Below are 24310 nucleotides of genomic sequence, written 5' to 3' on the forward strand. Positions count from 1 at the left end.
TAGGCATTCCTCCATTATTCGTAAAATTGCTTAATCTTCATGTTACACGTTTTCATGAATAAAAGCCATTCGGGAGCGGATATTTGCTGTCGACCGATGAAATAATTACTGACAACCGGTTGACAGTCCTACTGGTAAGCGTTAACATTATAGCTGTAGAGAAATGAAAGCGTTTTAAAATGACGCTCAAATAAGGATTCAGAGGTGACATTTATGTTGTTAGGAAGCATTGAGGCCGGTGGGACAAAGTTTGTATGTGCAGTAGGGAACGAAGACTATCGCATCATGGACAGTACCAAGTTTCCAACGACGACACCCGCGGAAACCTTGCAAAAATGCATTGACTACTTTAAGCAATTTAACGATCTGCAGGCGATTTCGATTGCTTCGTTTGGCCCAATCGAGATTCGGCGCAACTCGCCAAAGTACGGCTACATTACCAACACGCCCAAACCAGGCTGGGCTGATACTGATTTTGTCGGGACACTGAAAAAAGCCATTAACGTACCGATTGCCTGGACGACTGACGTTAACGGGTCGGCATATGGCGAATACGTCTTATCAACGCTGTTCAACCAGCGGCTGCGCTCTTTAGTCTACTTTACGATTGGAACCGGTGTTGGTGGCGGCGCGGTTGTGGATGGTCATTTTCTTGGCGATCTGGGACACCCGGAAATGGGACACATTCGCGTAAAGCGGCATCCAGATGATCTTGATTTTCAAGGCATCTGTCCGTTTCATGGCGACTGTCTGGAAGGTCTGGTCAGCGGGCCGACTTTTGAGGCACGGACGGGAAAGAAGGGTCAAGACGTGCCGCTTGATGATCATGTCTGGGATATTATGGCCTATTATGTTGCGCAGGCTGCCCTCGACACGACCTTGATGATGCGGCCAGGGAAGATCATTTTTGGCGGCGGCGTAGTCAGTGAGCCGTTTTTGGCAAAAGTGCGGGATGAATTTGCCAAGCTGCTGGACAATTATGTTGAAGTCGGGGATCTAAAGGACTACATCACGATGCCGCTGGCGAAGAACAATGGCTCAGCGACGATCGGCAACTTTGCGCTGGCCTTAAAGGCAATTCTTGAATAAATAAACAAAATGTTTCGTAAAAATACTCCAGTAAATTGAAATGCTGGAGTATTTTTGTTTTTTCGCTAATCCAATAATGATATTATTACTCATTAGAAAGGTTGAAAAGGTTTAAAGGACGGAGGAAACGTTGAATGAAAAAGATAATTGTTCGTGCTGACGATCTAGGATACTCATGTGCCGTCAACTACGGAATCTATGAGGCAACGCATCGTGGCATCGTTAATAACGTCTCGCTGATGGTTAATCTGCCATTCAGCGAGCATGGCTGGGAGCTGTTAAAAAACGAACCAGACACTGATGTTGGCCTCCATGTCGTAATCTGTGCGGGGAAACCGTTGAGCGATCCAAAACTGGTATCGAGTCTGGTGCAGGAAGATGGGAGCTTTAAGCGTTCGCAGGTCTATCACGATGCTTTTGAACAGGGAAAAGATATTGTTGATTACGAAGACGCGGTCAGAGAAGTCGAGGCTCAATACGAATGTTTCGTGGAAATGACCAAGCGTGAGCCGGACTATCTGGCAGGTCACACGGTACTAAGCCTTAATTTTATTCGAGCGCTGCGTGACGTGGCCAGTGAGCATCAGATTCCATATTTAAGCTTTGACGTTGAGCATGAGGTTGAATTTCAAGGCCAGAAACTGACGCCGTTTATGGAAGATTTCAGTTTGGACTATGATCCAGTGGCAACGCTGGCGCACGTGCTTTCGGCAGCTGATAAGCGTCCACATGTGATCCCTGAACTGATTTTGCACCCTGGTTTTTTGGATCAGTTTATTCTGCAGCATTCACATCTGGTTTACCCAAGAACGCTGGATGTTGAAATGGCAACCAGTGGCCAGGCGATAGAAATGATTGAGCGACACGATGTTCAACTGGTTCGGTATTCCGAGCTGGTCGACTCAGCCAAAGCATGACGCCTAGACTTGGGATAAGCGAAGGCAAAGCGAAAAGTCGTTATGATCGGTAAAGTACGATTCAGTTGGAAATCACTGCTGAATCTGGCTTAAATGCTTAATAAAACAGCAATCATGCCAGATCCATTTGACTGCATATCAACTGAGCATACGATGAGTTGGGAGATTCATCGGCTGCTCAGTTTTTTTATGCTTAAATTTTGGTGATGCTGTATTTCAATATTGCAGTATGAATTTACCTTAACTAAAAGCATTATCAAAATCAATCAGCAATTGCTATTAAATAGAATGCCAATTATTACCGGGCGAAACGACCTGATTTATCAAACTGGGATTTTTCATTGGCAATCGCAATTAGTAATGCTGGTGATTGGCGTTAATGGCTTGATCTGTGACATTTAAAGCAGCCGTTTCAGAAAAGTTGATTGGTTCGTCCTATCGCGGGCATGCGAGCGTGTTTTTCTACCAGACAATTATGCTTCCGTGGGTATGCGGGTGTGTCAATTGTGAAGCAAATCAAATCTTGGTCAGTTTGGGGGCGGAAATTACCTGCTCTAGACTGATTTTGAACCGGAAGTAGGTAATGATGGTTTTGTCATATGTTAATATGCAGGACTTTTTGTATAGTAGCCGCAATTGTGAGATTAGTCATTGCCAGCGCGTCGAATCATCTGCTGTCAATAGCGTGTCTTCAGTAGATGATGAGCTGATTGGCAGATAAAAGCACTGCGACAATAAAAGAGGGCACCTCGCCAAGCAGCGGGATACCCTGTTTTTAAGCCTTAGTCTCAATAATATTTCTAATTTAGTATGACTTTTTTGGCTATTTTTGATTTTCTTTTGCCAAACGGTCAATCAGTTGCAGATCGTCTGAGAAGAAGCGACGGTAGGCGATGTAGCATGAGCATACCGATCCCAGACTGGTAGCCGAAAGCAGCATGAAAACGACCATGATCTGATATTTGATCGCGTATACCGGATCCACGCCGGCAAAGATCAAGCCTGACATCATCCCTGGCAGACTGACGATGCCATAGGTTTTGGCAGAATCGATCGTTGGCTGCATGCCGGTTTTAATGCAGGCTCTCACAATGTCGCCGCAAGCTTGAAAGGCAGTCGCGCCAAGGGCAAGTCGTTCCTCAACCGCTTGATGCATGTCATGAAATTTGGTTTTCATCTGTCGGTAGCAAAGACCAATGGCAACCATTGAATTGGAGGCAATCATTCCGGCAATCGGCACGATCTGAGAAGGGATAAACTTGATAGCTCCAGACCAAACTAGACCGCCCATCGTAATGCCGGTACTGATCAAGATTGCCAAAAAGGATGGCCAAAACAGCTTAGGAATGCCACTGCCGCGTCCGGCCGCGTTATGAGCCGCGTTAAAGATGATGATGAGCACCATGGCCCCGGTAACCAGAACGTTATTGAGCGCGAAAATGTACTTGAGAAGATAGCCGACAATCGTTAGCTGAATGATTGCCCGGACGACGCTGATAATCATGTCACGGTTCAGTCCCAGTTTTTGACGATATGAGATAAACAGAGCAATCAGTACCAGTCCGGCGGCATAGACCAGGCTGATGTTATTGACGTGAACGCTATTCATTGATTTGGCCTCCTTTAACGGTAATGATTTTTTCAGCCTGGGCCAGTTCATCGGGATCATGGGTAATGGCCAAAATCGTGCCAGTTTGACGATAATCGGCAATCAACTGATGGACGATCTGCTTGTTTTGCGCGTCCAGACCGGTCGTTACCTCATCCAGCAGCAGAATCGCTGGTTTAAACATCAGATTACGAATCAAGGCCACACGCTGCTTCTCGCCGCCCGATAGACTGGCGATGCTTTTGGTCAGGTAGTCTTTAGGCAGATTCACCTGATCTAAAAGTTCCTGCTGTCGGTTTCGATCAGGATCCTGATTGCGAATCTGAAATGGGAAATCAAGATTGTCGCTGACCGTCTCACCAAACAAGACGGGCTGTTGAAAACAATAGGAGACGTGGCGGCGATATTCCTGGGGCGGCATCTGAAAGGCATTTTTTCCTTGATATAAAAGCTCACCGCTGCTGGGGGATAAAAGACGCGCACAGATTTTTAGAATCGTGCTCTTGCCAGCTCCAGAAGGCCCGGCTAATGTGATATAGGCTCCTTTGGGTACGCTTAGATTGATATTTTTTAAAAGCGTTTTTCCCTGCATGGTCAAGCTGATTTGATGCAGTGTTAATATGTCAGCCATTTTTTCACCTCATATAGATTGTTTAAGCATATTTAGATTCTATCTTTTTCAGATGAGCAGCTCAACAAATTGAACCTGTAGGCGCTATCAAAGATTTGCGATATAATAACCTTATTAGGCAGATAAAGTTTTGGGGGAAAATCATGCGAAAAACGATTAATAAAAGCACAACCGAATTGCCAATCAGTCTTGACCAAAAGCCGGCTGAACCATTGCAAAATCTGAGTCAAAATCCCAGTGAGTACGATCATGTCTACGTACGGGCATTTTCGGGCGTTGAGTTTATCATTTTAATCAGCGTGATCATCCTGTGCCTGTTCTATCGATTTGGGCTGGCACTGGCAGTGTTGCTGGGCGGTCTGCTGTTTTATCAAAAAGTCGGCATCCGTGATCCTAAAACCGGTCAGTCATGGGTCGTAGCGCGCAAAAAATGGCACCAATACTGTCGCTATAATAACATTGACTGGAAACGGTGGCGTGAGCAGAGCCGAGCGGAGGCGGTTGCGGCGCAGATCAAGAAACGGCAAGCCAAACAATAGTTGATAAGGAGTTTTTTTATGTTACAGTCAATGAATCTAATGATCTATGTTGATGATGTTGAGAAAGTAGCCGCTTTTTTTGAGCAGGCAGCTGGGACGCCACGAATCAGTGAAGAAACGATGATCGATGGTTCAAAGACGATTACGGTACCGGTTCTTCCTGAAGCCAGTCTCCAGTTTTACAGTCGCAATTTTATTCAGAAATACTCGCCGGAAGTTGCGCTGAACTCGCCTTCAATTATGTTTTATGTTGACGATCTGGCGTCGGCACATGCCAGACTGCTGCAGATGGGCGCGACCGTTAATGAGATCGTTTTGGTGGGCAGTCAGCAGACGTTCAATTTTGCCGATCCAGAGGGCAATTGGTACGCGGTTGCTGAAAAAGACGTTTAAGAGCTGGCTGCCTTTAACCTTGGTTGAATGCCGATCACGACGACGGTTGACAGATAAATAAAACGATATTTAGTATATTCATCCGTACAAATATCAGATCCTGAGCTATAATTAGAGTATAAATAAAGCTTAGGGGATGGATCTTATGAATAAGAATAAGCTGCCGCTGCAAAGCGATGCTACGATGGAATACGACCGGCCGTTTGAGCGCTTGATTCCGGTTGGTCAGTTTCTCTTTTTGATGCTGGCCTTAGCGTTTGCACTGTTCATGCAGTTTGCTCTGGCAGCCGTTTTATTGGTATTGGGCCTGGCTTGCGGCATTCGTGTCTCAATTCGTGATCCCAAAACGGGGCGGTCATGGAGCGTGCCACGGCAAAACTGGCGGCGCTACTGTGAATATAACCGAATCGATCTCCACAGTCTAAGACAGCAGATGAACGTGGCCGCTATTAATGAAGCCATTAAACAGCGAAAAGCCCAAGCTGCTCGCTAAATAAAAGTCAAGCAAAGAACCGCACCGACTCATCCAGTCAGTGCGGTTTTGCTTAGTTCTGTTTTAATTTGGAATGGCTTTGAGTTGGGTGCTTTGATGGCCGTTTTTTAGGCGGCAGCAGCCAACAGATCAGGTTCATCAACGCAATGATTGCCAAGACGATCAGCAGCCCGATCCAAAAAGCATGAGCCGGATGAAAAGCAGTTAATAAAGTCATCATGATGATCACCATCCTTAAAGCAGCTCGCCAAAGTGACGAATGTAGGCTTTCTTGATGCTGGTGGCTAAAAGCATGTAGCAGATTACGCAGGGGATCAAGTACCAGAAGTAGCTGCCTGGCAAGGCGACAAAGCCGATTGCCCGGCCAACCGCGGTGAATGGAATCAAGGTTGCCAGGGCAATACCGATCGTTGAGAGCAGAATCAGTTCAGCAGAGGCACGGCTTTGAATGAAGGGGATCTTAGGAGTTCTGATCATATGAATTACCATCGTCTGACTCCACATTGACTCGACAAACCAGCCTGCCTGGAACATGCCGACGTATTTAAGCTGCATGGCCGCTAATACGGCACCGGAGAAATGCGCCGGCAGATCGGTATAAAGAATGCCATGGGAAACGAATAGTGGACAGAAAATAAAGTACATAAACAGGTAGGTTGTCAAATCAAAGACTGAGCTGGTTGGCCCCATCCAGATCATAAAGCTGCCAATCGAAGAAGCATCCCATTCGCGCGGTACCTTGAGATAGTCAGCATCGACGTTGTCCCAAGGAATGGCGGTACAGCAGCAGTCATAGATCAGATTGAGCAGCAGCAGATGAATACTCTTCATCGGTAAGAATGGCAGCAGTGCGGCAGCAATCAAAACGGAAAAAATGTTCCCAAAATTGGAAGAAGCCGTCATCTTGATGTACTTGATCATGTTGGCATACGTCTTGCGCCCTTCCACGATGCCACGCTCCAGAATCATCAGGTCTTTTTGCAGCAGGATAATGTCGGCTGATTCTTTAGCCACGTCAACGGCATTATCGACGGAGATTCCGATATCGGCTGTTTTCATGGCTTCCGCGTCATTAATGCCGTCCCCCATGTAGGCAACGGTATGGCCTTTAGCGCGCAGGGCAGCGACGATACGGGCCTTCTGATCGGGAGTCAGTTTGGCAAAGACTTGCGTTTGTTCGACTTGCGCGGTTAATTCTTGATCTGACATCTTGACTATCTCTTCACCCAAAAGCAGGTGGGCGACCGACATCCCAACTTCTTGGCAGACGGTGGCCGTAACTTTGTCGTTGTCGCCAGTCAGAATCTTGGTGGTGACGCCATGCTCCAATAAGGCTTTTAGCGCGCGACCCGTTGATTCTTTTGGCGGATCCAAAAATGCCAGGTAGCCCATTAAAACCATGTCTTTTTCATCTTTGGCGCTTAAAACGTCAATTGGCGCCGGATCGGTTTTCTGTGCCAGAATCAGAACCCGAAAGCCTTTGTCGTTTAAACGATCAACCGTGGCCTTAACTTGTTTTTGCAGGGCGTCATTGAGCGGCTGGATACCGGTTTTGGTTTCGGCATAGCTGCAGACGCTAAGCATTTCTTCAACCGCGCCCTTGGTTACCATCTGCCGCTTGCCGTTTGGATCCTTGACGACGATACTGAGTCGCCGCCGCTTAAAGTCAAATGGAATTTCGTCGATCTTAACGTAGTCGTTTTCAAGATCCTGCAGTTCGGGATGCGACTCGGTGTCCTCGGCTTTGGCAATGATGGCCTTATCCATCACGTTTTTATAACCAGTTTGAAAATAGCTGTTTAAAAAGGCATGTCTTAAAACACGATCATCGGCTTGGCCATCAATATTCCAATAACAGTCCAAGACGATCTTGTCCTGAGTCAGCGTGCCAGTCTTATCAGTACAAAGAATGTCAGCGGCCCCAAAGTCTTGAATCGAATTAAGATTTTTGACGATCGTTTTTTTGCGGCTCATCGCGATGGCACCCTTGGCCAGACAAGTAGTAACGATCATCGGCAGCATTTCTGGCGTCAGCCCAACCGCCGTTGAGATCCCAAACAAGAAAGCCTCCAGCCAGTCGTGCTTGGTCAGACCATTGATCAAGAATACCAATGGCACCATGACCATCATGAAGCGGATCAAAACCCAGCTGACGGAATTGACGCCCTTGGTAAAGTTGGTGGTGACCTTTTCTTTGGCGACGGCCCCAGCCATTGAGCCAAACATTGTGTCTGAGCCGACTTCAATAACCAGTCCCAGCCCGCTGCCTGAGATGACGTTGCTGCCCATCAGAGCGATGTTTTCGTAGTCGGTAATCTGATCTTTAGGCGTCTCGTCCGCAGCGCTTTTTTCAACGGGGCGGCTTTCCCCAGTCAGCTCGGAACGATTGACGAACAAGTCGGTGTTTTCCAGGATTCTCAGATCAGCGGGAATCATGTTGCCGGCTGAGAGATGAACGATGTCGCCGACCACGACGTCATTGAGATCAATGTCTTTTTCTTGACCATTGCGCGTAACGGTACAGGTTGTCTTGATCATTGCCAGCAGCTTGGCCGTTGCGTTGCCGCTGCGGTATTCCTGAACAAAGCGCAGCAAGCCGGAAAGCATGATCATCGTAACGATAATGACGACCGTGGCACAGGTGAAGTTTTCTGGCCGGCTGCCAAATAAGGAAAAGTAAGGAAAAATCATATCGGTAAACGTGGACACGATTGCCAAAATCAATAGAATTGCCGTGAATGGATTAACAAAAGCGCTGATCAGACGCTTGCCAATTGACGGCTGGTGCTGCTGCTGCACGTGGTTGGCTCCAAACAGCTTGCGGCTTTGCGCTACCTGCGAATCGTTCAGGCCCTGTTGACTGGTGTTGAAATGTTTGAAAAGCTCGGCTGGCGAATGTGTTGCTGCATAATCAACGCGTTTTTGCCGAGCTTTTTGCGCCGCGACTTGATCGGAGGCGGCGTCAGCATAATTTTTTTGCCTGCTCATTATTAAAGCCTCCTTACTGATAAAGATCGCTTTCATCTGATTTTGCCTTTATTTTAGCGCGTTTTTTTACAAGCGGTTTCAAGAAATCTGAATAAATAGACAGTTATGGGGAATTGTATCAAAATATTTATTCCTATCTGATGCTCGATACTAAGGCCGTTGATGGTGGTTTTCGTCAGGAGGCTATTTTAAAAAGCGCGGATTTGGTAAAATTAAAGAAAACATTAAGAAACGGGGGCAGGCGAATGAAAAAGCAGAATGCCTGGCTGCTAGGACTTTTGGCTTTGATGCTGATCTTGCTGGCGCCAGTCGTGGGTCATGCGGATGGCGACTTTAACATCAAGCATTACCAAGTGAACGTTGACGTGCTAAAAAACGGTGATGCGGATCTGACGCAAAGGATCACTTATGATTTTGACGGTGATTTTCATGGCGTTTATTATAATCAAGACCTGCAAGGCATCGGCAAGGCTGATCAGATCTCGGCAGCCGTGGAACAGAACGGTAAGCTGACTAACCTGGCGCTCAGCCAATCCGGTCAGAATAATACCGTTAAGACCACGCAGAGCGCAGACTGGCTCAAACTCAAGGTCTATCATCAAATCAGCGACGCGGAAGCAACCTTTATCTATCACTACCGGCTGCATGGCGTGATTACCAGTTATCAGGATACGGCTGAGCTGAACTGGAAGATCATTGGGACGGGCTGGGATGAAGCACTGCATGACGTTTCAATCACCATTCAGCTGCCGGCTAAAAACGTTGACTCGCTTAAAGCCTTTACGCACGGTCCGCTAAACGGCAAAACGTCAGTCAAGAAGCGGCAGGGTCAGGTTAAGATGACGGTCGACCGCGTGCCGGCCAATCAGTTTGTTGAAAGCCACCTGCTGTTTGCCAATGCCGTCGTACCGCAAAACGATAACCGAGTCGCCAAAAAGGTCCTTGCTGCTGAGCTAAAGCAGGAGCAGCAGCTGGCAAAAGCGGCCAATGCCAAGCGCGCCCAGGAAAAAAGACGGCGACAGCTTTTCAAAATCGGCTACAGTACAATATGCGGCATCAGTATCTTAGCTTATGGCTGGTGGTTGATTAAAAAACATCCCCAGCGATCCAAGCAGCCGCCACTGGTTCATTCTTTTGAGATTCCGCCATATCCAGTTGAACAGGCCTACGTGATCGATAAAAATCAACAGCCTGACGCGCGCGTACTCAGCGGCTATCTGATGCAGCTGGCAGGTGAATATAAGATTGCAATCAGCAAGACTGAAAACGACGACTATCGATTTACCGTCAAAAAACCGGCCGTACTTGCCGAAAATCAGCTGCTGAAGGTCATGTTTAACGATTGCGGGGACGGCCAAAGCTTTACGATCCAGCAGCTGAAAAAATGGAGCAGGCAGCGCAAGCACGCCAAAAAAATCGCGAAAGCCTTTGATCAATGGTCGCAAGCCAGTCTGGAAAGTGCCAGAAAAACCGGCTACTATGATGCCGACGCGGACCTGTTCAAGCAGATTGGCATCTTTTGGCTGATCGGCGAGCTTTTGCTGATTTTTGGGATGATTTTTGTCGTCGCTGGCTGGATTTTCAAAATAATCGTGGGGCTGATATTTGCAGGCGGCTTTGGCTGGGGAATTATATACTACCGCCAGCTCCTGCCATATACGCCAAAGGGTCAAAAAATGAAATATGATTTAGACTGCTTTATTCTCATGCTCAAAGATATTGGCGACTTCAAGCTCAAAGAAGTTGGCGACATTGTTTTATGGGAACAGATTCTGCCATATGCGACGGCGTTTGGACTGGCCAAAAAAGTTATTCGTGAATTAAGGCTTTCGTTTGATGAAGCCGAGCTTAATGATACGCTTTTAATTACGTATCCATGGATTTTTGCCAGTGATCCTTGGACGGGCACGTTTGAAAGTACTTTTGAAAAAGCTCTGGATACCGGTAACTCATCTTCAGCGAATGGCGGATCGGGTGGCTTTTCAGCCGGCAGTTCCGGTGGCTTTGGTGGCGGTTCAGGCGGCGGAGCGTTTTAAAACGGCCGCTTTGCCAATAATGTCGCTCTTAAATTCGAGAGCTGTCAGTCCGTGTTGTTAGCAGCGAACCATGCTTATCACGGCTACAATTGGGCAGGCGACGTTAGACACTCTTAATAGGAGAGGATTGCTTTGAAAAAAATTGAAGGACATATTCACTTGATTCGGGCGATGGCCGGCTCTAAAGGACAAGGGCGCTTGAATCCATTGGGCAATGGCTATGCGATCTGGGACGACGGTGAGATTATTCACCTGCTGCCAGCGGGATGGGGCGATGATGATTTTCGCGTGGAAAAATATCTTCCCATCATGGCGGTCGAAAATATTGAAAAGGCCGTTTTACTGCAAGGGACACTGAACGGCTATCAAAACTATTACACTTATCAAGTCATCAAACGCTATCCGGATCGTTTTATCGGCGCGTTTGCCGTGGATCCATTTGCTGAGCGAGCGATGGCAATCGTTAAGCGGCACGTTGAAGAACTGGGCTTTCGGGCCATTAAGTTTGAGATCAGTCAAGTAGGCGGCCTGCATGGCTTTCATAAACCGTTCCGCTTGGATGATGACGTACGCATTGGGCAGATTATGCATTATCTGGCTGACTATCCGGGATTTGTCGTAACCGTTGATTATGGTGACGATACCCAGACCAGCTATCAGCCCGAAGCCATCGTAAATCTGGCCAAGCGTTACCCCAGAATGGATTTTGTCGTTTGTCATTTGTCATTTCCCAATGCTGATCATCTGGAACGCTTGGCAAACGTCTTGCAGCAGTTTGCACCGCTTAAAAACATCTATCTGGACATTTCAGCAATCCAAGATATCGATGGGGAGAAGCCGACTGATTTTCCTTACCCGCGCTGTCAAAAAACGGTCGCACTGGCCAAGCAGATCGTTGGGGCACAACGCTTGATCTGGGGGACTGACTCACCATGGTCGGCAACGTTTAATACTTATCATCAACTGGCTACTTGGCTGGAGAACACCGATCTGTTCACTGATGACGAGCTGGCCGATGTCATGTACAATAATGCCAATCGGGTCTACTTTAAAGCTGCCAACGTTGCTGCTGCCCAAGCCGCTGAAGATCCAGTCGTTGCTCGGTTTAAAAAATCACGCTAAATAAAACGCGCTGCCGGACTGTTGAGCCGATAGCGCGTTTCTTTTAGTTATGGGTAGTAAGCAGATTGCTAATTTTTGACCGTCAATTATTTAGTCAATGCTCTGGCTGATTGACGTTCCACAGCGGTTTTTCGCCATTCAAAACGCGAACGACCTCACTCGCGGCATCAACGGCCATGCGATCCATACATTCCTTGGTGTTGCCGGCACAATGCGGCGTCAGCAAGACATTGGGCGTGCTGAACCAGGGATCATCTTTGGGCAGCGGTTCTTGATCAAAGACATCGACCGCAGCGGCAGCAATCGAACCGGTTTTAAGCGCCGTCTGCATTGCCGCTTGATCAACCAGAGCAGCCCGACCAAAGTTAAGCAGGATGGCCGAATCTTTCATCATGTCGAATTCGCGCTGGCCGACGCTTCTGGTAGTTTCTGGCGTGACTCGCATGTTAAGCGAAATGATGTCAGCCTCCTTAAAGACCGTGTCTCGATCAACCATTTCGGCATTTCCGTCTGAACGATTGGATGGCGTGTAGGCAATAATCTTCATGTCAAATGCACTGGCTTTTTTGGCAATCATGCGGCCGATGCGACCATAGCCGACAATTCCCAGCGTTTTACCGGCCAGATCAAACCCTTGATGAGCAAATGTCCATCCCCAGTCACCCTGGCGCAGGTGCTCAGTGGTGGGGACCAGATTTTTAGAGATTGCCATCATGGCTGCCAGAGTTGATTCCGCAACTGTTGAGGCATTGGCATTTTTAGCGATGGTTACCCAAACGCCTCGTTTAGCCCAGAATTCAGGATCAATATTGTCATAGCCAACGCCATGGCGGGCAATGACTTTTAATTTCGGTAGCTGATCGGCTAAGGTGTTGGGAAATGGTTCCGTCATCAAAATAATACCATCTGCATCTGCGGCTTCCTTAACCAGGGCAGCGGCGCTTTGACTTTTGGTCTCGATCAGTTCAAAACCGCGGCTGGTCAGATAATCCTTGCCAGCCTGCGACATAATGCTTGGTACGGCAACTTTCATTCTCTCTCACTCTTTTCTTGGTTAAGGTGGTTAGAATCAAATATCAGCGGCCAAGTGCAGCCGTTGTTTGCGTAAATCTTAATGAAAATCGCCTTAAAAGTCAATTTGCGATTTACACTGTTAGTCCGACGCTCAGCTGATAATGATCTGTCTAAAAGCAATTTAAAAAACTTTACAAAAACAATACCCAAACCCCGAATGAATCTTTACAATGCGTCGCTAGACTGATTAACGTTGAGAAAGCTTCCAGCGGTCTCACAATCCATTCAGATTCTCTCTAAACTGCAGGTCTCGCTGTCAATGGCGGGGCTTTTTATTTTTTTCCAAGCAAAAAACCGCCGCTGCTTTTGGGGAACAACGGCGATTAAGCTGATTGAGACATGAATTTAAAGTATCAGCGGCATGGCACTGTCTAACGCCATCACCGCATCATAGATGTTATCACGATCGGTTCTGGTATAGGCATGTTTTTTCAATTTTTCATCGACTAATTGACGAAATTCTTTAGCCTGCTCCAAAAATTTGACATATTGTGCGGCATTTTCAACCTCACTGGTATGGTACATAAATTCATTCATCGTATTGACGTTGCGCTGAAAAGCATCCAGATGAGCCCAGAGCCGTTCCTTGACACCGGTTGACTTCATGGCATCAACGAACAGCCGCTGCACGTTGACGGCTTCTTGATAGGCCAGGCGCATGTAGTCGCGAATATAGTTTTCCGTCATGATCTGCCTCCGATAGATGATCTTATTTTTATGATAGCAGTTTTTGGCGAATAATGGTCTAAATCAGATGGAAAAACGATTACCGATGAATATCGATAAATAAAACCCGCTGCTAAGCATTTTGCTTAGTAACGGGTTTTGATCAGCGCGCCTTAGCCAGACTTTGGCAAACCGTGGTCGTTTCTTTTTCAACCAGCGGCAGAATGTCCATTGCCATGCAGTCGTCAATATGCAGCTTGATTTGGTAGTCGCGGTCGTTAGGGAAGAAAGCATGATCTTGAACGTAGACGATCGCGCTTTGTACGGAATCCAAATGCCGCCGCTCGATTACTTCCGACAGTTCAACTGCCAGGAGTTCGATCATTTTTTGATTGTGGTGATATTTGAAAAAGCTGCGCAAAGTCACGTTTCATGCCTCCTAAAATTTATTAAAGCTAAGATGCTTTTTTCGATTACTCACGAGATAGTATTTTAGCTGAATAGATCTAAAAATCAAGCCTTTTAACACGAAAAAATTATTATATTTTGATGGGAAATCGAACTGTTGAAAAGCCTTGTTAAATCAAGGATTCTTTGACTTTCAAAGCAAATTTTAAAAATTAAATTGGGGATTTGAAGTCATTAGGTAAAATGTTATACTAGTTTTATTGATGAAAACGCTTTATTGGATATGGAAAGGCAGGAAAATTTATGACGAAAAAAATCATCCTTGATTGCGATCCTGGTCATGATGATGCTTTGGCAATGATGCTGGCGGTGGCCTCGCCTAAAATTGAGCTGCTGGCCGTTACTACCTCAGCTGGCAATCAAACGCCTGATAAGACACTCAATAACGCCATGCGGATGCTTAAGCTGTTAGGTCGAGAAGACATTCCGATTGCTGGCGGGAATCGGACGCCGTTGGTCAAGCCACTGGAAACTGCTGGTGAGGTGCATGGTGAAAGCGGTCTGGACGGCTATCCGCTGCCTGAGCCGGATTTTCAGCCGGTTGATCTAACGGCTATTGAATTGATCGCCAAAATGCTTAATGAAAGTTCAACGCCGGTGACACTGGTAGTTACGGGTCCAATGACCAACGCGGCGCTTTTTTTGCGAGTTTATCCTGAGTTGGCCAAGGCAAAGATTGATCAAATCGTCTACATGGGTGGGGCCATGGGACTGGGGAACTGGCAGCCCAGCGTAGAATTCAACATTTTTGTTGATCCTGAGGCGGCCAAGATCGTCATGAATTTCGGGATTCCATTGGTGATGGCACCATTAAACGTTACGCACCAGGCACAGATTCTAAAACCAGAAATCGAGGCATTAAAACAGATTAAGAATCCGGTTGGCCAGGCATTTTATGGGCTGCTGAGCTTTTTTGAGCGCTATCATGAAAATCCGAAGTGGGGCTTTCAAGGCGCGCCGCTGCATGATCCTTGCACGATTGCCTGGTTGATTGAACCAGAGATGTTCCAAACCGAAAAAATGAACGTTGACGTTGAAACGACCGGTGAGCTGACGCGCGGCGAAACGGTCTGCGACTACTATCAGCTGACCAGCAAACCGCAAAATACCGAGGTTATGCTGGGCATCAATCGACAGCGTTTTATTGAAATGATTATGGAAGCATTGCATAGTTTTGACTAATTAATAAAACTGACATCGGTTTTTGCCAATGTCAGTTTTATTTTTTGTTTTTGGTTGACAACTTATTTTTAGTAAGTTATCATACAATTACTAACTTTTTCAAAGGAGAAATTGGCAATGGCAAACTTTAATTCACTGACCAACCATCTGTGTTGCAGCGGACCGCGCTTAGGCTGTCCGCTCTTTGTCGTTGCTCAGTTAATCGACTGAATGCGACTGGACCAGCATTTGCGCAGCCAGGAAAATCCCGACTGCGCTTTTTTTATAGACTGGTAGCAACATTTTTAAAATAATGACTCAAGGAGGAATAATATGTGGCATACGATTCAAGGTTCGCTGCCAGAACTATTGGCAGCTGGCTTTAAATATACGATTCCGTTGGCACTGGTGTCGTTTTTCTTTGGCTTGATCATCGCACTGCTGGTGGCATTGATTCGTCTATCCAGGCAAAAAGGCGCGTTTAAGATTCTCAAAGGGATCGCAGTCTTCTATGTCTGGCTGTTTCGCTCGACGCCTTTATTGGTGCAGTTGTTCATTGTTTTCTTCGGCTTGCCGCACCTGGTCATTCCAGGAGCCTTTCCAGATGGTATCCAGCTCAAGCCATTCACGGCCGGCGTAATTACGTTTTCGCTTAATACTGGTGCCTACGCATCTGAAACGATTCGGGCAGCGATTGCCTCCGTTCCCCAGGGTCAATGGGAGGCAGCGGAATCAATCGGCATGACACGCGTGCAGGTACTGTGGCGCATCATCTTGCCACAGGCATTACGGGTTGCCTTACCGCCACTGGCCAACTCGTTTATCAGTCTGGTTAAGGATACGTCGTTGGCTGCTTCAATCACGATTGCCGAAATGTTTTCCGTGGCGCAGCAGATTACGGCCGAAAACTATGAGCCACTTTTGATGTACATCATTGTGGCCCTGATCTATGCACTGTTTACGACCGTACTGTCTCAACTACAGGCCTGGATGGAAAAAACGCTGGCCAAAACGACCCCAGATCAATAGGAGGCATGTATGAAAATTGAAAAGATCAACAAGTGGTTTGGCGACAAGCATGTTTTAAAAGACATTGATCTGGAATTTCCGGCTGGACAGACAACGGTTTTGGTTGGCCCTTCTGGATCAGGCAAGTCAACGATTCTGCGCTCGCTGAATTTACTAGAGCAGCCTAACAGCGGAACCTATGATTTTGACGAGCTGCATCTTGATTTTGAAAGAAATGTCAGTCGCAAGCAAAAACTGGCGCTGCGGCAAAAAACGGGAATGGTCTTTCAAGACTACAATCTATTTCCGCACTTGACGGTTCTACAAAATATAACGGAAGGTCCTAGACAAGTATTAAAGCTGCCTAAAGAAACAGCTGAGCAGACAGCCATGGAATTATTGGCAAAAGTCGGCCTTAAAGATTTTGCCAATGCCTATCCAGCACAGCTCTCTGGCGGTCAGGCCCAGCGAGTCGCAATCGCTCGTGCCTTGGCAATGAAGCCGGCCTACGTTTTGTTGGATGAGCCAACCTCAGCACTTGACCCGGAACTGGAGCTGGAGGTTTTGCGGGTCTTGCTTAAGCTGGCACAAGAGAATCAGTCGCTGATCATCGTAACGCATAATATGGTCTTTGCCAGACGCGTTGCCGATAAGATTGTTTTTGTTGAAGATGGCACGATTAAATACGACGGTGATCCAGCAGGCTTTTTTGCGCCGAATAATCCAGATGAGCGGATCCGCCACTTTATTGCGGCGATGACGATGGAAGAATTGGAAGAATAACAAAAAGAAAGAGTAGGGATTTAATATGAAAATTTTGAAAAAGATTGCCTTAATGGCAGCTACTTTGGTATTCGGAACTGCAGTTGGAGCAACGATTGGCCATGCTGATTCAGTAAAATCAGAATTAAAAACGCCTGATACGCTGACGATTGGTCTGGAAGGTACCTATGCGCCGTTTTCATATCGTAAGGACGGCAAGCTGCAAGGGTTTGAAGTAGAGATTGGTAAAGCCGTTGCCAAAGAAATGGGCTTAAAGGCCAAGTTCGTGCCAACCAAGTGGGATTCTTTGATTGCCGGTTTGGGGGCCAAGAAGTTTGACGTTGTAATGAATAACATTGCGCAAACGCCAGAACGTCAAAAGAAGTACCTTTTCTCGGATCCATATATCTCATCGCATTTTGTACTGATTGTAAAAAAAGACAGCTCACTTAAAAACCTCAAGTCAATCAAGGGCCACAAAATGGCTGCCGGGGTCGGTACCAACAACGCTACACTGGTTAAAAAGTTTGGCGGGACTACGGTTGACAGCAGCGACTTTACCAGCAGTCTGGATATGGTTAAACAAGGTCGTGTTGATGGAATGATCAACAGTCGTGAAGCTTGGTACGTCTACGCTAAAAAGCACAGCACCAAGGGATTGAAGATGATTGATGTGTCTGATGAGGCTAAGCCGGTTAAGGTTTCAGCCATGTTCAACAAGAAGTCAACGGCACTGCAGAAGCAATATAATAAGGCCTTAGAAAAGCTGCAAAAGGATGGCACGGTCAAGAAGCTTTCGCAAAAGTACTTTGGTGCTGACATTACCAAATAAACAACGCAAAAAGCATGATCTGGAATGTTCCGGGTCATGCTTTTTAGTTGGCAAATACTTTGAATGCCATCATAATTTAGACAGGACCGTTTAAAAATATCAATATTATGCGGATTTGAATTGGTTTAATCAAGCATAGATACATAGTAATAACAAATTCTTGTTAAGTCTATCACTAAGGATGTGGTATATTAAGTTACTGGATGAGCAAGATTTAAGGAGTGAATTTATGGGAGAACTAGCTTTTCTAACGGCTGAGCGTGTGGGACTGATTGTTCTGCTGGCCTTCATCCTGGTCAATATACGTCCCTTCCGCAAATTGCTGTTGGAATCGACACCCGCCGATCGCTTCAAGCTGACCTTGATCTTTTCGGCGTTTGCAATTATCTCAAACATGCTGGGTATCCAAATTGATCCCAATAATCATATTATGCGCGAAACCATTCTCTGGCACGTGATTCCAGGCTACTCAGTGGTCAACGTCCGTATTCTGGCGGTTACAGTCGCCGGTATCGTTGGTGGGCCAAGCGTTGGCGGCATCACGGGTCTGGTTGCGGGTGCGCACCGGACGATGATGGAAGGCTGGGCAAGTGATGCATGGTTTTACATTATCAGCTCGACTCTGATCGGGGTTTTGTCAGGGATGCTTTATCGCAAGGATCGGCGGCATTTTGTCGTGATGCCGCCTTGGCAAGGTTTCTTGATCAGTTTAATAATGGAGTCAATTCAGATGGTGTTTGTTTTTTTGTTTAGTCCAACACACTTGAAGCTGGTTAGTTTTATCGCCTTGCCAATGATCGTGATCAGCTCTGTTGGGACGGCATTTTTCTTGATGATCTTATCACTTTATTTTCGTCAAGAAGTCGACACGCGGGCTGTTCAGACGCGTTCGGTGATGAAACTGGCCGTTAGAACCTTACCGGCATTTCGTCACGGTTTGCAGCCAGAGTCGGCCAAACAAGTGGCTAGATTAATTTTGGCATATACTGATTTTGATGCGGTCGGTATCGGCAACGGTGAAAAAACGCTCGCCTTTGCAGGAGCCGGCAGCGACCATCATCGCCAAGACATGCCGAAAGATAACGTACCGAATTTCGTTAAGCGAGCTTTACGAGAAAAACAGACGCAGCTGGTTTATAATGCCGATCAGATCGGCTGTCAAAATTTGCGCTGTCCATTACAGGCAGGAATGGCGATTCCGATGATGCTTGGTGGTCGGGTCTTAGGTGTTTTGACCTTGTACTTTACGGAAAACTGGAAATTAACGCCGGTTGAGATTCAAACCGGTGAGGGCCTGGGTGAAATTTTGGCCACTCAGATCGTTTTGGGCGAAAAAGAGCGCCAAGCCGGTTTGCTTAGGGATGCCGAGCTTAAATCATTACAAGCTCAGATCAGTCCACACTTCTTTTTCAATTCGATCAATACGATTATTGCAATTTCTCGGTTTGATAGTGAAAAGGCGCGCTTTTTGCTGCGTGAGCTGAGTACGTTTTTCCGCTCCAATCTGTTGGGTGCCAATCAGTCCAAAATTCCGCTCAGGCAAGAAGAAGCTCATGTTAAGGCCTATTTAAACCTGGAACAGACGCGCTTTCCCGATAAGTATGACGTGGAATTCTTTAGCAGCGTTGATGATCAGGTATTGGTACCGCCATTTGCAATTCAAGTACTGGTTGAAAATGCAATTCACCATGCATTCGGCAACCGCAAGACCGGCAACATCATCAATATTTGGATTACCAGGTCAGGCAGATATCTAGAGATTCGGGTGACCGATAATGGTGAGGGTATCGATCCTAACGTGATTGATAAGCTGGGTAAAGAAAAAATTAATTCCAAGCACGGCAGCGGTACGGCCTTGCAGAACCTAAACGCGCGGCTAAAAGGTCTGTATGGCGATAGTGCCAAAGTGCAGATCGTTACCGGAAAAACGGGTACTTCAATCTCGCTTTTGATCCCTTATGCACAAACTGAACAAAAACCCAATCTGAAAGGAGTGGCGACCGATGAAAGTACTGATTGTTGACGATGAGCCGTTAGCCAGAAATGAACTGCATTATTTATTGAAGGAAAATGTGCTGATCAATGAGATTGACGAGGCCAATGGGGTAATGATGGCAGATCAAAAGGTCAATGCCAATCAGCCTGATCTGGTATTTTTGGATATCAAGCTGGATGACGGCAATGGGATGGCGCTGGCTAGACGTTGGAAAAAGCTGCCGCAGCCGCCAGCAATCGTTTTTGCAACCGCCTATGACAATTATGCGGTCGATGCCTTTAATGAGGCTGCCGTTGACTATATTCTCAAGCCGTTTGACCCCGAGCGCATCAACGAGGCCGTTGCCCGGGTTGCCAAGATTCGAGGAACCGCCGACCAAGCAGAAAATGTTGCTGAACAGGCAGCCTGGCAAAATCCAAGACTGTCGATCACGATTGATGACAAAACAATGGTGATCCAAAAACGTGACATCATGTACATCGAAACCCAGGGAGGCTATACACATCTGCATCTTAGAAACGACAAGCTGTTGATCAGCCGCCAGACCTTGACGAGTATCGCCCAATTGCTGAATCCAAGGCATTTTATGCGGATACACCGGGGATTTATCGTCAATTTGGATGAAATTGATGAGATGCAGCCAAGTTTTAATCACACCTACGAATTAACGTTAAAAGACGGTAGCAAAATTCCAGTCAGTAGGTCATATGTGGCTAAAACCAAGAAGGCAATCGGACTGCAGTAACTCGAATTGTCTAATATTTGCACAAGCATTGAATGTTAAGATAATGCATTCAGTGCTTTTTATTTTGTCAAAAAAGAATCCTCAGGGCATCTCAGCGGCTGATAAAGGCATTTCACGGTAAAATTGGGTCAATCAATGTGAAATTCAACACAAAATCACCAAAGTTAACTACAATACATTGTGTAATCGATATCAAAGGTGGCCATCCTAAATAAGATTAACTGCAATTATTTTTTATGATATTTTCGGATTGATTTGAGGGAAGGAAAAGTAACATGGATAAGAAAGCAAAGCAGACTGCGACCAAGCAAGAAGAAAAAAAGGCCGCACCAATTTTGGTTCAAATGGGTATCTTTGGTACCATCCTGTTTGTGTCACAATTCATTTCGGATCTGTTTCCAGCCAGCTTCGTAGTACCAACGCCACTGATTGGGATGGTATTGCTCTACATTCTGTTGGCAGCTCATATCGTTAAACTGGAGCAGGTTGAAAAATTTGGTGACTTTATGATCAGCTTGATCGCATTCCTGTTCGTTCCATCTGGCGTTCAGCTGGCAGGTAGTCTGGGTCTGATGAGAAAAGAAGGTCTGCAAGACATCTGCGTGATCATCATCTCAACGATCATTTTGCTGGTCGTAATTGCTTACGTTGGTAACTTCTTCGTTAAGCTGCATGGACGCTTGAGTAAGAAATCAGATGCGCCAGTAAAAAACGCCTCACAAAAATTAGCTCACTAAACGCTATAAAATAGGAAAGGAAATGTTTTAAGCATGTTCACTCAATCACTAATGCTGCCATATACTGGTATCTTTATTTCGCTTGTTGGCTATCTGCTGGGAATGTGGCTGTTTAAGATCAGTCATGGGTTCTTCTTGTTCACGCCGCTTTTGGTCGGCATGGTCTTTGGGATTGCGGTTTTGGCAATCTGGGCCAAGGGAATCGGTTCTACGACGGCTGCCGTTTACACGAAGTACTACCTGCCGGGTGGGAATATCATCTTCTGGTTCTTAAATCCTGCTACGGTGGCATTTGCCATTCCACTTTACCGGCGTAACGATATCTTTAAGAAGTACTGGCTCGATATCGTTTTGACGCTGTTTGTCGGTGGCTTTATCTCACTGTTTGGGATTCAAATGGTTTCCAAGCTGTTTGGTCTGTCACGAGTTTCAACGGCTGCAATGATGCCACAAGCTGCTACGACTGCCGTTGCCATGCCAATTGCTAAAGGTGTCGGTGGTGATCCTGCCATCACGGCCATGGCATGTATCATCAACGCCGTTATCATTTACGCTTTGGCCAACTTCTTAATCAAGGTCTTCCGCCTTAACAAGACGTCACGGGTCGGCAATGGTCTGGCACTGGGTTCAGCCGGTCACGCGGTTGGTACTGCCAAGGCTTTGCAACTGGGTTCGATTGAAGGTGCCATGGCTTCAGTTGCCGTCGTTGTCGTATCACTGGCAATGGACATCTTAGTGCCACTGTATGTCAACCTGTTCATGAAATAAGCAAAGGAGAATCACATTATGTCTTATCGACAACAAAAAGTCGTGCTGATTGGTGATGGCGCAGTCGGCTCTGCCTACGCGTTTGCCATGGTTCAACAAGGACTGGCTGAAGAGTTTGCCATTATCAACCACACCAAGAGCAAGGGTGAGGGTGACACGCTTGACCTTGAGGATGCCACGGTCTTTACATCGCCAAAAAAGGTTGAGTCAGCGGACTATTCCATCTGTCGTGATGCCGATCTGGTCGTAATCTGTGCCGGAGCAGCCCAAAAGCCGGGTGAGACGCGGCTGCAGCTGATCAACAAGAACCTCAAGATCATGGCTGATGTTACGCAAAACGTGGTTAAGTCCGGCTTTAACGGCATCTTTTTAGTAGCTGCCAACCCAGTCGACATTCTGACCTATGCCGTCCAAAAGATCTCAGGATTCCCAACCAGTCGGGTTATCAGCTCCGGTACGCTGCTGGACACGGCACGGCTGCGGGTAGCATTGGCTAAGGAATTTAACGTCAGCCCAGCTGATGTATCCGCCAATGTTTTGGGCGAACATGGTGATTCTGAATTTGCGGCCTATTCTTCAGCCTCAATCGGTGGCAAGAATCTGCTTAAGATTGCCGAAGAGCAAAATATCTCTATTGAGCGGCTATTGGAAATCGAAAATGAAACTCGTCACAAAGCCTACGAAATTATCAATCGCAAAGGTGCAACCTACTATGGCGTTGCCACCGCTTTGATGCGGATTACCAAAGCTATCTTGCGCAATGAAAATGCGGTCTTACCAGTTGGTGCCTATGTCAATGGCGAATATGGCGTCCATGATCTTTACCTGGGTACGCCAGCCGTAATCAATGCGCATGGGGTTGAACAGGTGATTGACGTCCAATTGAATGAACGTGAGCAAAAAGCAATGGCTCATTCTGCTGCAGTCCTGCGTGAAGCTGTCGATCGCGGCATGAACGAAACCGGTCTGAACAAGGAGATCGTCTCGTTGGTAGCTGATGCATAATGTTTCACGAATTAATGAGCATTATTGCATAATGTTTCACAAAATCAACGAGGAAAACGTTTCCAGAAATGGAGAAAGTTTCCCTCGTTTTTTTCGAAAAAAGACTTGATTTTTAAATAAAATGGTTTAAAACTATATTTGTAAGCGTTTCATTGTTTATTAAAGGAGGTTGTTCTAGATGAAAAAGTTGGATTTTGAGGAGTTTAAACATAACCCCGAAATCAAGCCGCTTCAAGTTCTGGACGAAGATGGCAAAGTCGTTAATCCCGATCTGATGCCTGACCTGAGTGATGATGAATTGGTTGAATTGTTTGAGCAAATGGTTTGGTCACGAGTTTTAGGCGACCGGACCATGAAACTTTGTCGGCAAGGTCGGCTGGGCTTCTTTGCCCCAACTGCCGGTGAGGAAGCCAGTCAAATGGGCTCCAACTTTGCGATGAGCAAGGATGACTTTCTGCTTGGCGGCTACCGTGACGTACCACAGCTGGTAAAGCATGGTCTGCCAATGTGGAAAGGCTTCTTGTGGAGTGTCGGCCACGTCAACGGCAACAAGTATCCTGAAGATCTGCAGGCGGTTCCACCTCAGATCATCATTGGTGCTCAATATGCCCAAACGGCCGGTGTTGCACTGGGCTTGAAGAAGAAGGGCAGCAAGAACGTTGCCTACACCTATACTGGTGATGGTGGTACCTCGCAAGGTGACTTTTATGAAGGCGTCAACTTTGCCAGTGCCTTTAAAGCACCAGCCCTGTTCTTCGTACAAAACAATCTGTATGCTATTTCAGTTCCAAGAAAGGCGCAGACGGCGGCCCCAACCTTGGCACAAAAAGCCGTTGCCTGTGGGATTCCTGGACTGCAGGTTGATGGGATGGATGCCTTGGCCGTCTACAGCGTTGCCAAGCAGGCTCGTGACTGGATCACGGCCGGCAATGGTCCTGTTTTGATCGAAACGCTGTGCTACCGTTACGGACCACACACTACTGCCGGTGACGTACCTCGTCGTTACCGTTCCGAAAGTGAAGAAGACGTCTGGCTGAAGAAGGATCCACTGATTCGGATGCGCAAGTTCTTAGAGAGCAAGGGCCTTTGGGATGAAGACAAGGAAAAGGCCTGCGTTGATGCAGCCAACAAAGAAGTCGATGACGCAATGGAAAAGGTTGAGTCCCAACCAGCTCAAATCGTCACCGAACTGATGCAAAACGAATATGTGGTTACGCCACCAGCAATTCAAAAAGAGCTGGATGCTTATCAGGCAAAGGAGGCTAAGTAAT

General features: G+C 46.7%; 24 protein-coding genes. 17 read left to right on the top strand and 7 right to left on the bottom strand.

The genetic code is table 11. From position 1 onward, the window contains the following. Positions 1 to 213 precede the first annotated feature (213 nt). Positions 214 to 1089: a fructokinase ScrK gene (gene scrK / locus FC47_RS04790; protein ID WP_056968189.1), complete on the top strand. Its 876-nt coding sequence runs from the start codon at positions 214 to 216 to the stop codon at positions 1087 to 1089. Between the two features lie 134 nt (positions 1090 to 1223). Continuing rightward, complete coding sequence (locus FC47_RS04795) at positions 1224 to 2006, top strand: ChbG/HpnK family deacetylase (RefSeq protein WP_006499846.1); 783 nt, start codon at positions 1224 to 1226, stop codon at positions 2004 to 2006. A gap of 823 nt (positions 2007 to 2829) precedes the next feature. Here the strand turns inward: FC47_RS04795 and FC47_RS04805 are convergent. Both FC47_RS04805 and FC47_RS04810 read right to left on the bottom strand, forming a co-directional pair. Next, complete coding sequence (locus tag FC47_RS04805; protein WP_006499843.1) at positions 2830 to 3615, bottom strand: ABC transporter permease; 786 nt, start codon at positions 3613 to 3615, stop codon at positions 2830 to 2832. Then, on the bottom strand, positions 3608 to 4246 hold the full coding sequence (locus FC47_RS04810) for an ABC transporter ATP-binding protein (RefSeq protein ID WP_006499842.1): 639 nt from the start codon (positions 4244 to 4246) through the stop codon (positions 3608 to 3610). The genes FC47_RS04805 and FC47_RS04810 overlap by 8 nt, the downstream gene beginning before the upstream one ends. A gap of 143 nt (positions 4247 to 4389) precedes the next feature. On the opposite strand from FC47_RS04810, the gene FC47_RS04815 reads away from it, so the two are divergent. From FC47_RS04815 to FC47_RS04825, 3 genes are all read left to right on the top strand, one after another. Beyond that, on the top strand, positions 4390 to 4785 hold the full coding sequence (locus tag FC47_RS04815) for a hypothetical protein (RefSeq protein ID WP_006499841.1): 396 nt from the start codon (positions 4390 to 4392) through the stop codon (positions 4783 to 4785). A gap of 18 nt (positions 4786 to 4803) precedes the next feature. Next, positions 4804 to 5178 carry a VOC family protein gene (locus FC47_RS04820; RefSeq protein WP_052669226.1) on the top strand — a complete coding sequence of 125 codons (375 nt, stop codon included), beginning with the start codon at positions 4804 to 4806 and terminating at the stop codon, positions 5176 to 5178. A 145-nt stretch (positions 5179 to 5323) separates the two neighbouring features. Further along, positions 5324 to 5671, top strand: coding sequence for a hypothetical protein (locus FC47_RS04825; protein WP_048344911.1), 348 nt, complete (start codon positions 5324 to 5326; stop codon positions 5669 to 5671). Between the two features lie 52 nt (positions 5672 to 5723). Here the strand turns inward: FC47_RS04825 and FC47_RS10575 are convergent, their stop codons facing one another. Beyond that, positions 5724 to 5891 (bottom strand): hypothetical protein, encoded by a 168-nt coding sequence (locus FC47_RS10575; RefSeq protein WP_155403343.1) that lies wholly within the window; start codon positions 5889 to 5891, stop codon positions 5724 to 5726. Positions 5892 to 5905: 14 nt separating this feature from the next. Further along, entirely contained in the window at positions 5906 to 8659 is a 2754-nt protein-coding gene (gene mgtA / locus FC47_RS04830; RefSeq protein WP_056968208.1) for a magnesium-translocating P-type ATPase, read from the bottom strand. 245 nt (positions 8660 to 8904) lie between these two features. Here mgtA and FC47_RS04835 point away from each other — a divergent pair, with 245 nt between their 5' ends. Both FC47_RS04835 and FC47_RS04840 read left to right on the top strand, forming a co-directional pair. After that, entirely contained in the window at positions 8905 to 10695 is a 1791-nt protein-coding gene (locus FC47_RS04835) for a DUF2207 domain-containing protein (protein ID WP_006499836.1), read from the top strand. Between the two features lie 132 nt (positions 10696 to 10827). After that, complete coding sequence (locus FC47_RS04840) at positions 10828 to 11817, top strand: amidohydrolase family protein (protein WP_056968192.1); 990 nt, start codon at positions 10828 to 10830, stop codon at positions 11815 to 11817. Positions 11818 to 11911: 94 nt separating this feature from the next. Here the strand turns inward: FC47_RS04840 and FC47_RS04845 are convergent, their stop codons facing one another. The 3 genes from FC47_RS04845 to FC47_RS04855 all read right to left on the bottom strand — a co-directional run bounded on the left by FC47_RS04845 (position 11912) and on the right by FC47_RS04855 (position 13984). Then, positions 11912 to 12850 (bottom strand): phosphoglycerate dehydrogenase, encoded by a 939-nt coding sequence (locus tag FC47_RS04845; RefSeq protein WP_048344914.1) that lies wholly within the window; start codon positions 12848 to 12850, stop codon positions 11912 to 11914. A gap of 386 nt (positions 12851 to 13236) precedes the next feature. Next, positions 13237 to 13578: a hypothetical protein gene (locus FC47_RS04850; protein ID WP_006499830.1), complete on the bottom strand. Its 342-nt coding sequence runs from the start codon at positions 13576 to 13578 to the stop codon at positions 13237 to 13239. A 142-nt stretch (positions 13579 to 13720) separates the two neighbouring features. Beyond that, positions 13721 to 13984, bottom strand: coding sequence for a hypothetical protein (locus FC47_RS04855; protein ID WP_006499829.1), 264 nt, complete (start codon positions 13982 to 13984; stop codon positions 13721 to 13723). Between the two features lie 284 nt (positions 13985 to 14268). On the opposite strand from FC47_RS04855, the gene rihA reads away from it, so the two are divergent. From rihA to pdhA, 10 genes are all read left to right on the top strand, one after another. Beyond that, positions 14269 to 15207, top strand: a complete 939-nt coding sequence (gene rihA, locus FC47_RS04860) for a pyrimidine-specific ribonucleoside hydrolase RihA (protein ID WP_006499828.1) — start codon at positions 14269 to 14271, stop codon at positions 15205 to 15207. A gap of 312 nt (positions 15208 to 15519) precedes the next feature. Beyond that, entirely contained in the window at positions 15520 to 16215 is a 696-nt protein-coding gene (locus tag FC47_RS04865; protein ID WP_006499827.1) for an amino acid ABC transporter permease, read from the top strand. A gap of 9 nt (positions 16216 to 16224) precedes the next feature. Beyond that, positions 16225 to 16977 carry an amino acid ABC transporter ATP-binding protein gene (locus FC47_RS04870; protein WP_006499826.1) on the top strand — a complete coding sequence of 251 codons (753 nt, stop codon included), beginning with the start codon at positions 16225 to 16227 and terminating at the stop codon, positions 16975 to 16977. 25 nt (positions 16978 to 17002) lie between these two features. Then, complete coding sequence (locus FC47_RS04875; protein ID WP_006499825.1) at positions 17003 to 17788, top strand: transporter substrate-binding domain-containing protein; 786 nt, start codon at positions 17003 to 17005, stop codon at positions 17786 to 17788. Positions 17789 to 18017: 229 nt separating this feature from the next. Next, positions 18018 to 19811, top strand: a complete 1794-nt coding sequence (locus FC47_RS04880; protein ID WP_039945695.1) for a LytS/YhcK type 5TM receptor domain-containing protein — start codon at positions 18018 to 18020, stop codon at positions 19809 to 19811. Then, entirely contained in the window at positions 19792 to 20529 is a 738-nt protein-coding gene (locus FC47_RS04885; protein ID WP_006499823.1) for a LytR/AlgR family response regulator transcription factor, read from the top strand. The genes FC47_RS04880 and FC47_RS04885 overlap by 20 nt, the downstream gene beginning before the upstream one ends. A 275-nt stretch (positions 20530 to 20804) precedes the next feature. After that, positions 20805 to 21266 carry a CidA/LrgA family protein gene (locus FC47_RS04890; protein WP_006499822.1) on the top strand — a complete coding sequence of 154 codons (462 nt, stop codon included), beginning with the start codon at positions 20805 to 20807 and terminating at the stop codon, positions 21264 to 21266. A gap of 33 nt (positions 21267 to 21299) precedes the next feature. Beyond that, the gene (locus FC47_RS04895) at positions 21300 to 22034 is read left to right on the top strand and encodes an LrgB family protein (RefSeq protein ID WP_039945692.1); all 735 of its coding nucleotides are present in this window, start codon (positions 21300 to 21302) and stop codon (positions 22032 to 22034) included. 18 nt (positions 22035 to 22052) lie between these two features. Then, positions 22053 to 23039: an L-lactate dehydrogenase gene (locus FC47_RS04900; protein WP_006499820.1), complete on the top strand. Its 987-nt coding sequence runs from the start codon at positions 22053 to 22055 to the stop codon at positions 23037 to 23039. Between the two features lie 178 nt (positions 23040 to 23217). Beyond that, positions 23218 to 24309 (top strand): pyruvate dehydrogenase (acetyl-transferring) E1 component subunit alpha, encoded by a 1092-nt coding sequence (pdhA, locus tag FC47_RS04905; protein WP_056968194.1) that lies wholly within the window; start codon positions 23218 to 23220, stop codon positions 24307 to 24309. Position 24310: the final 1 nt, after the last annotated feature.

Source organism: Limosilactobacillus mucosae DSM 13345, assembly GCF_001436025.1.
Classification (GTDB): Bacteria; Bacillota; Bacilli; order Lactobacillales; family Lactobacillaceae; genus Limosilactobacillus; species Limosilactobacillus mucosae.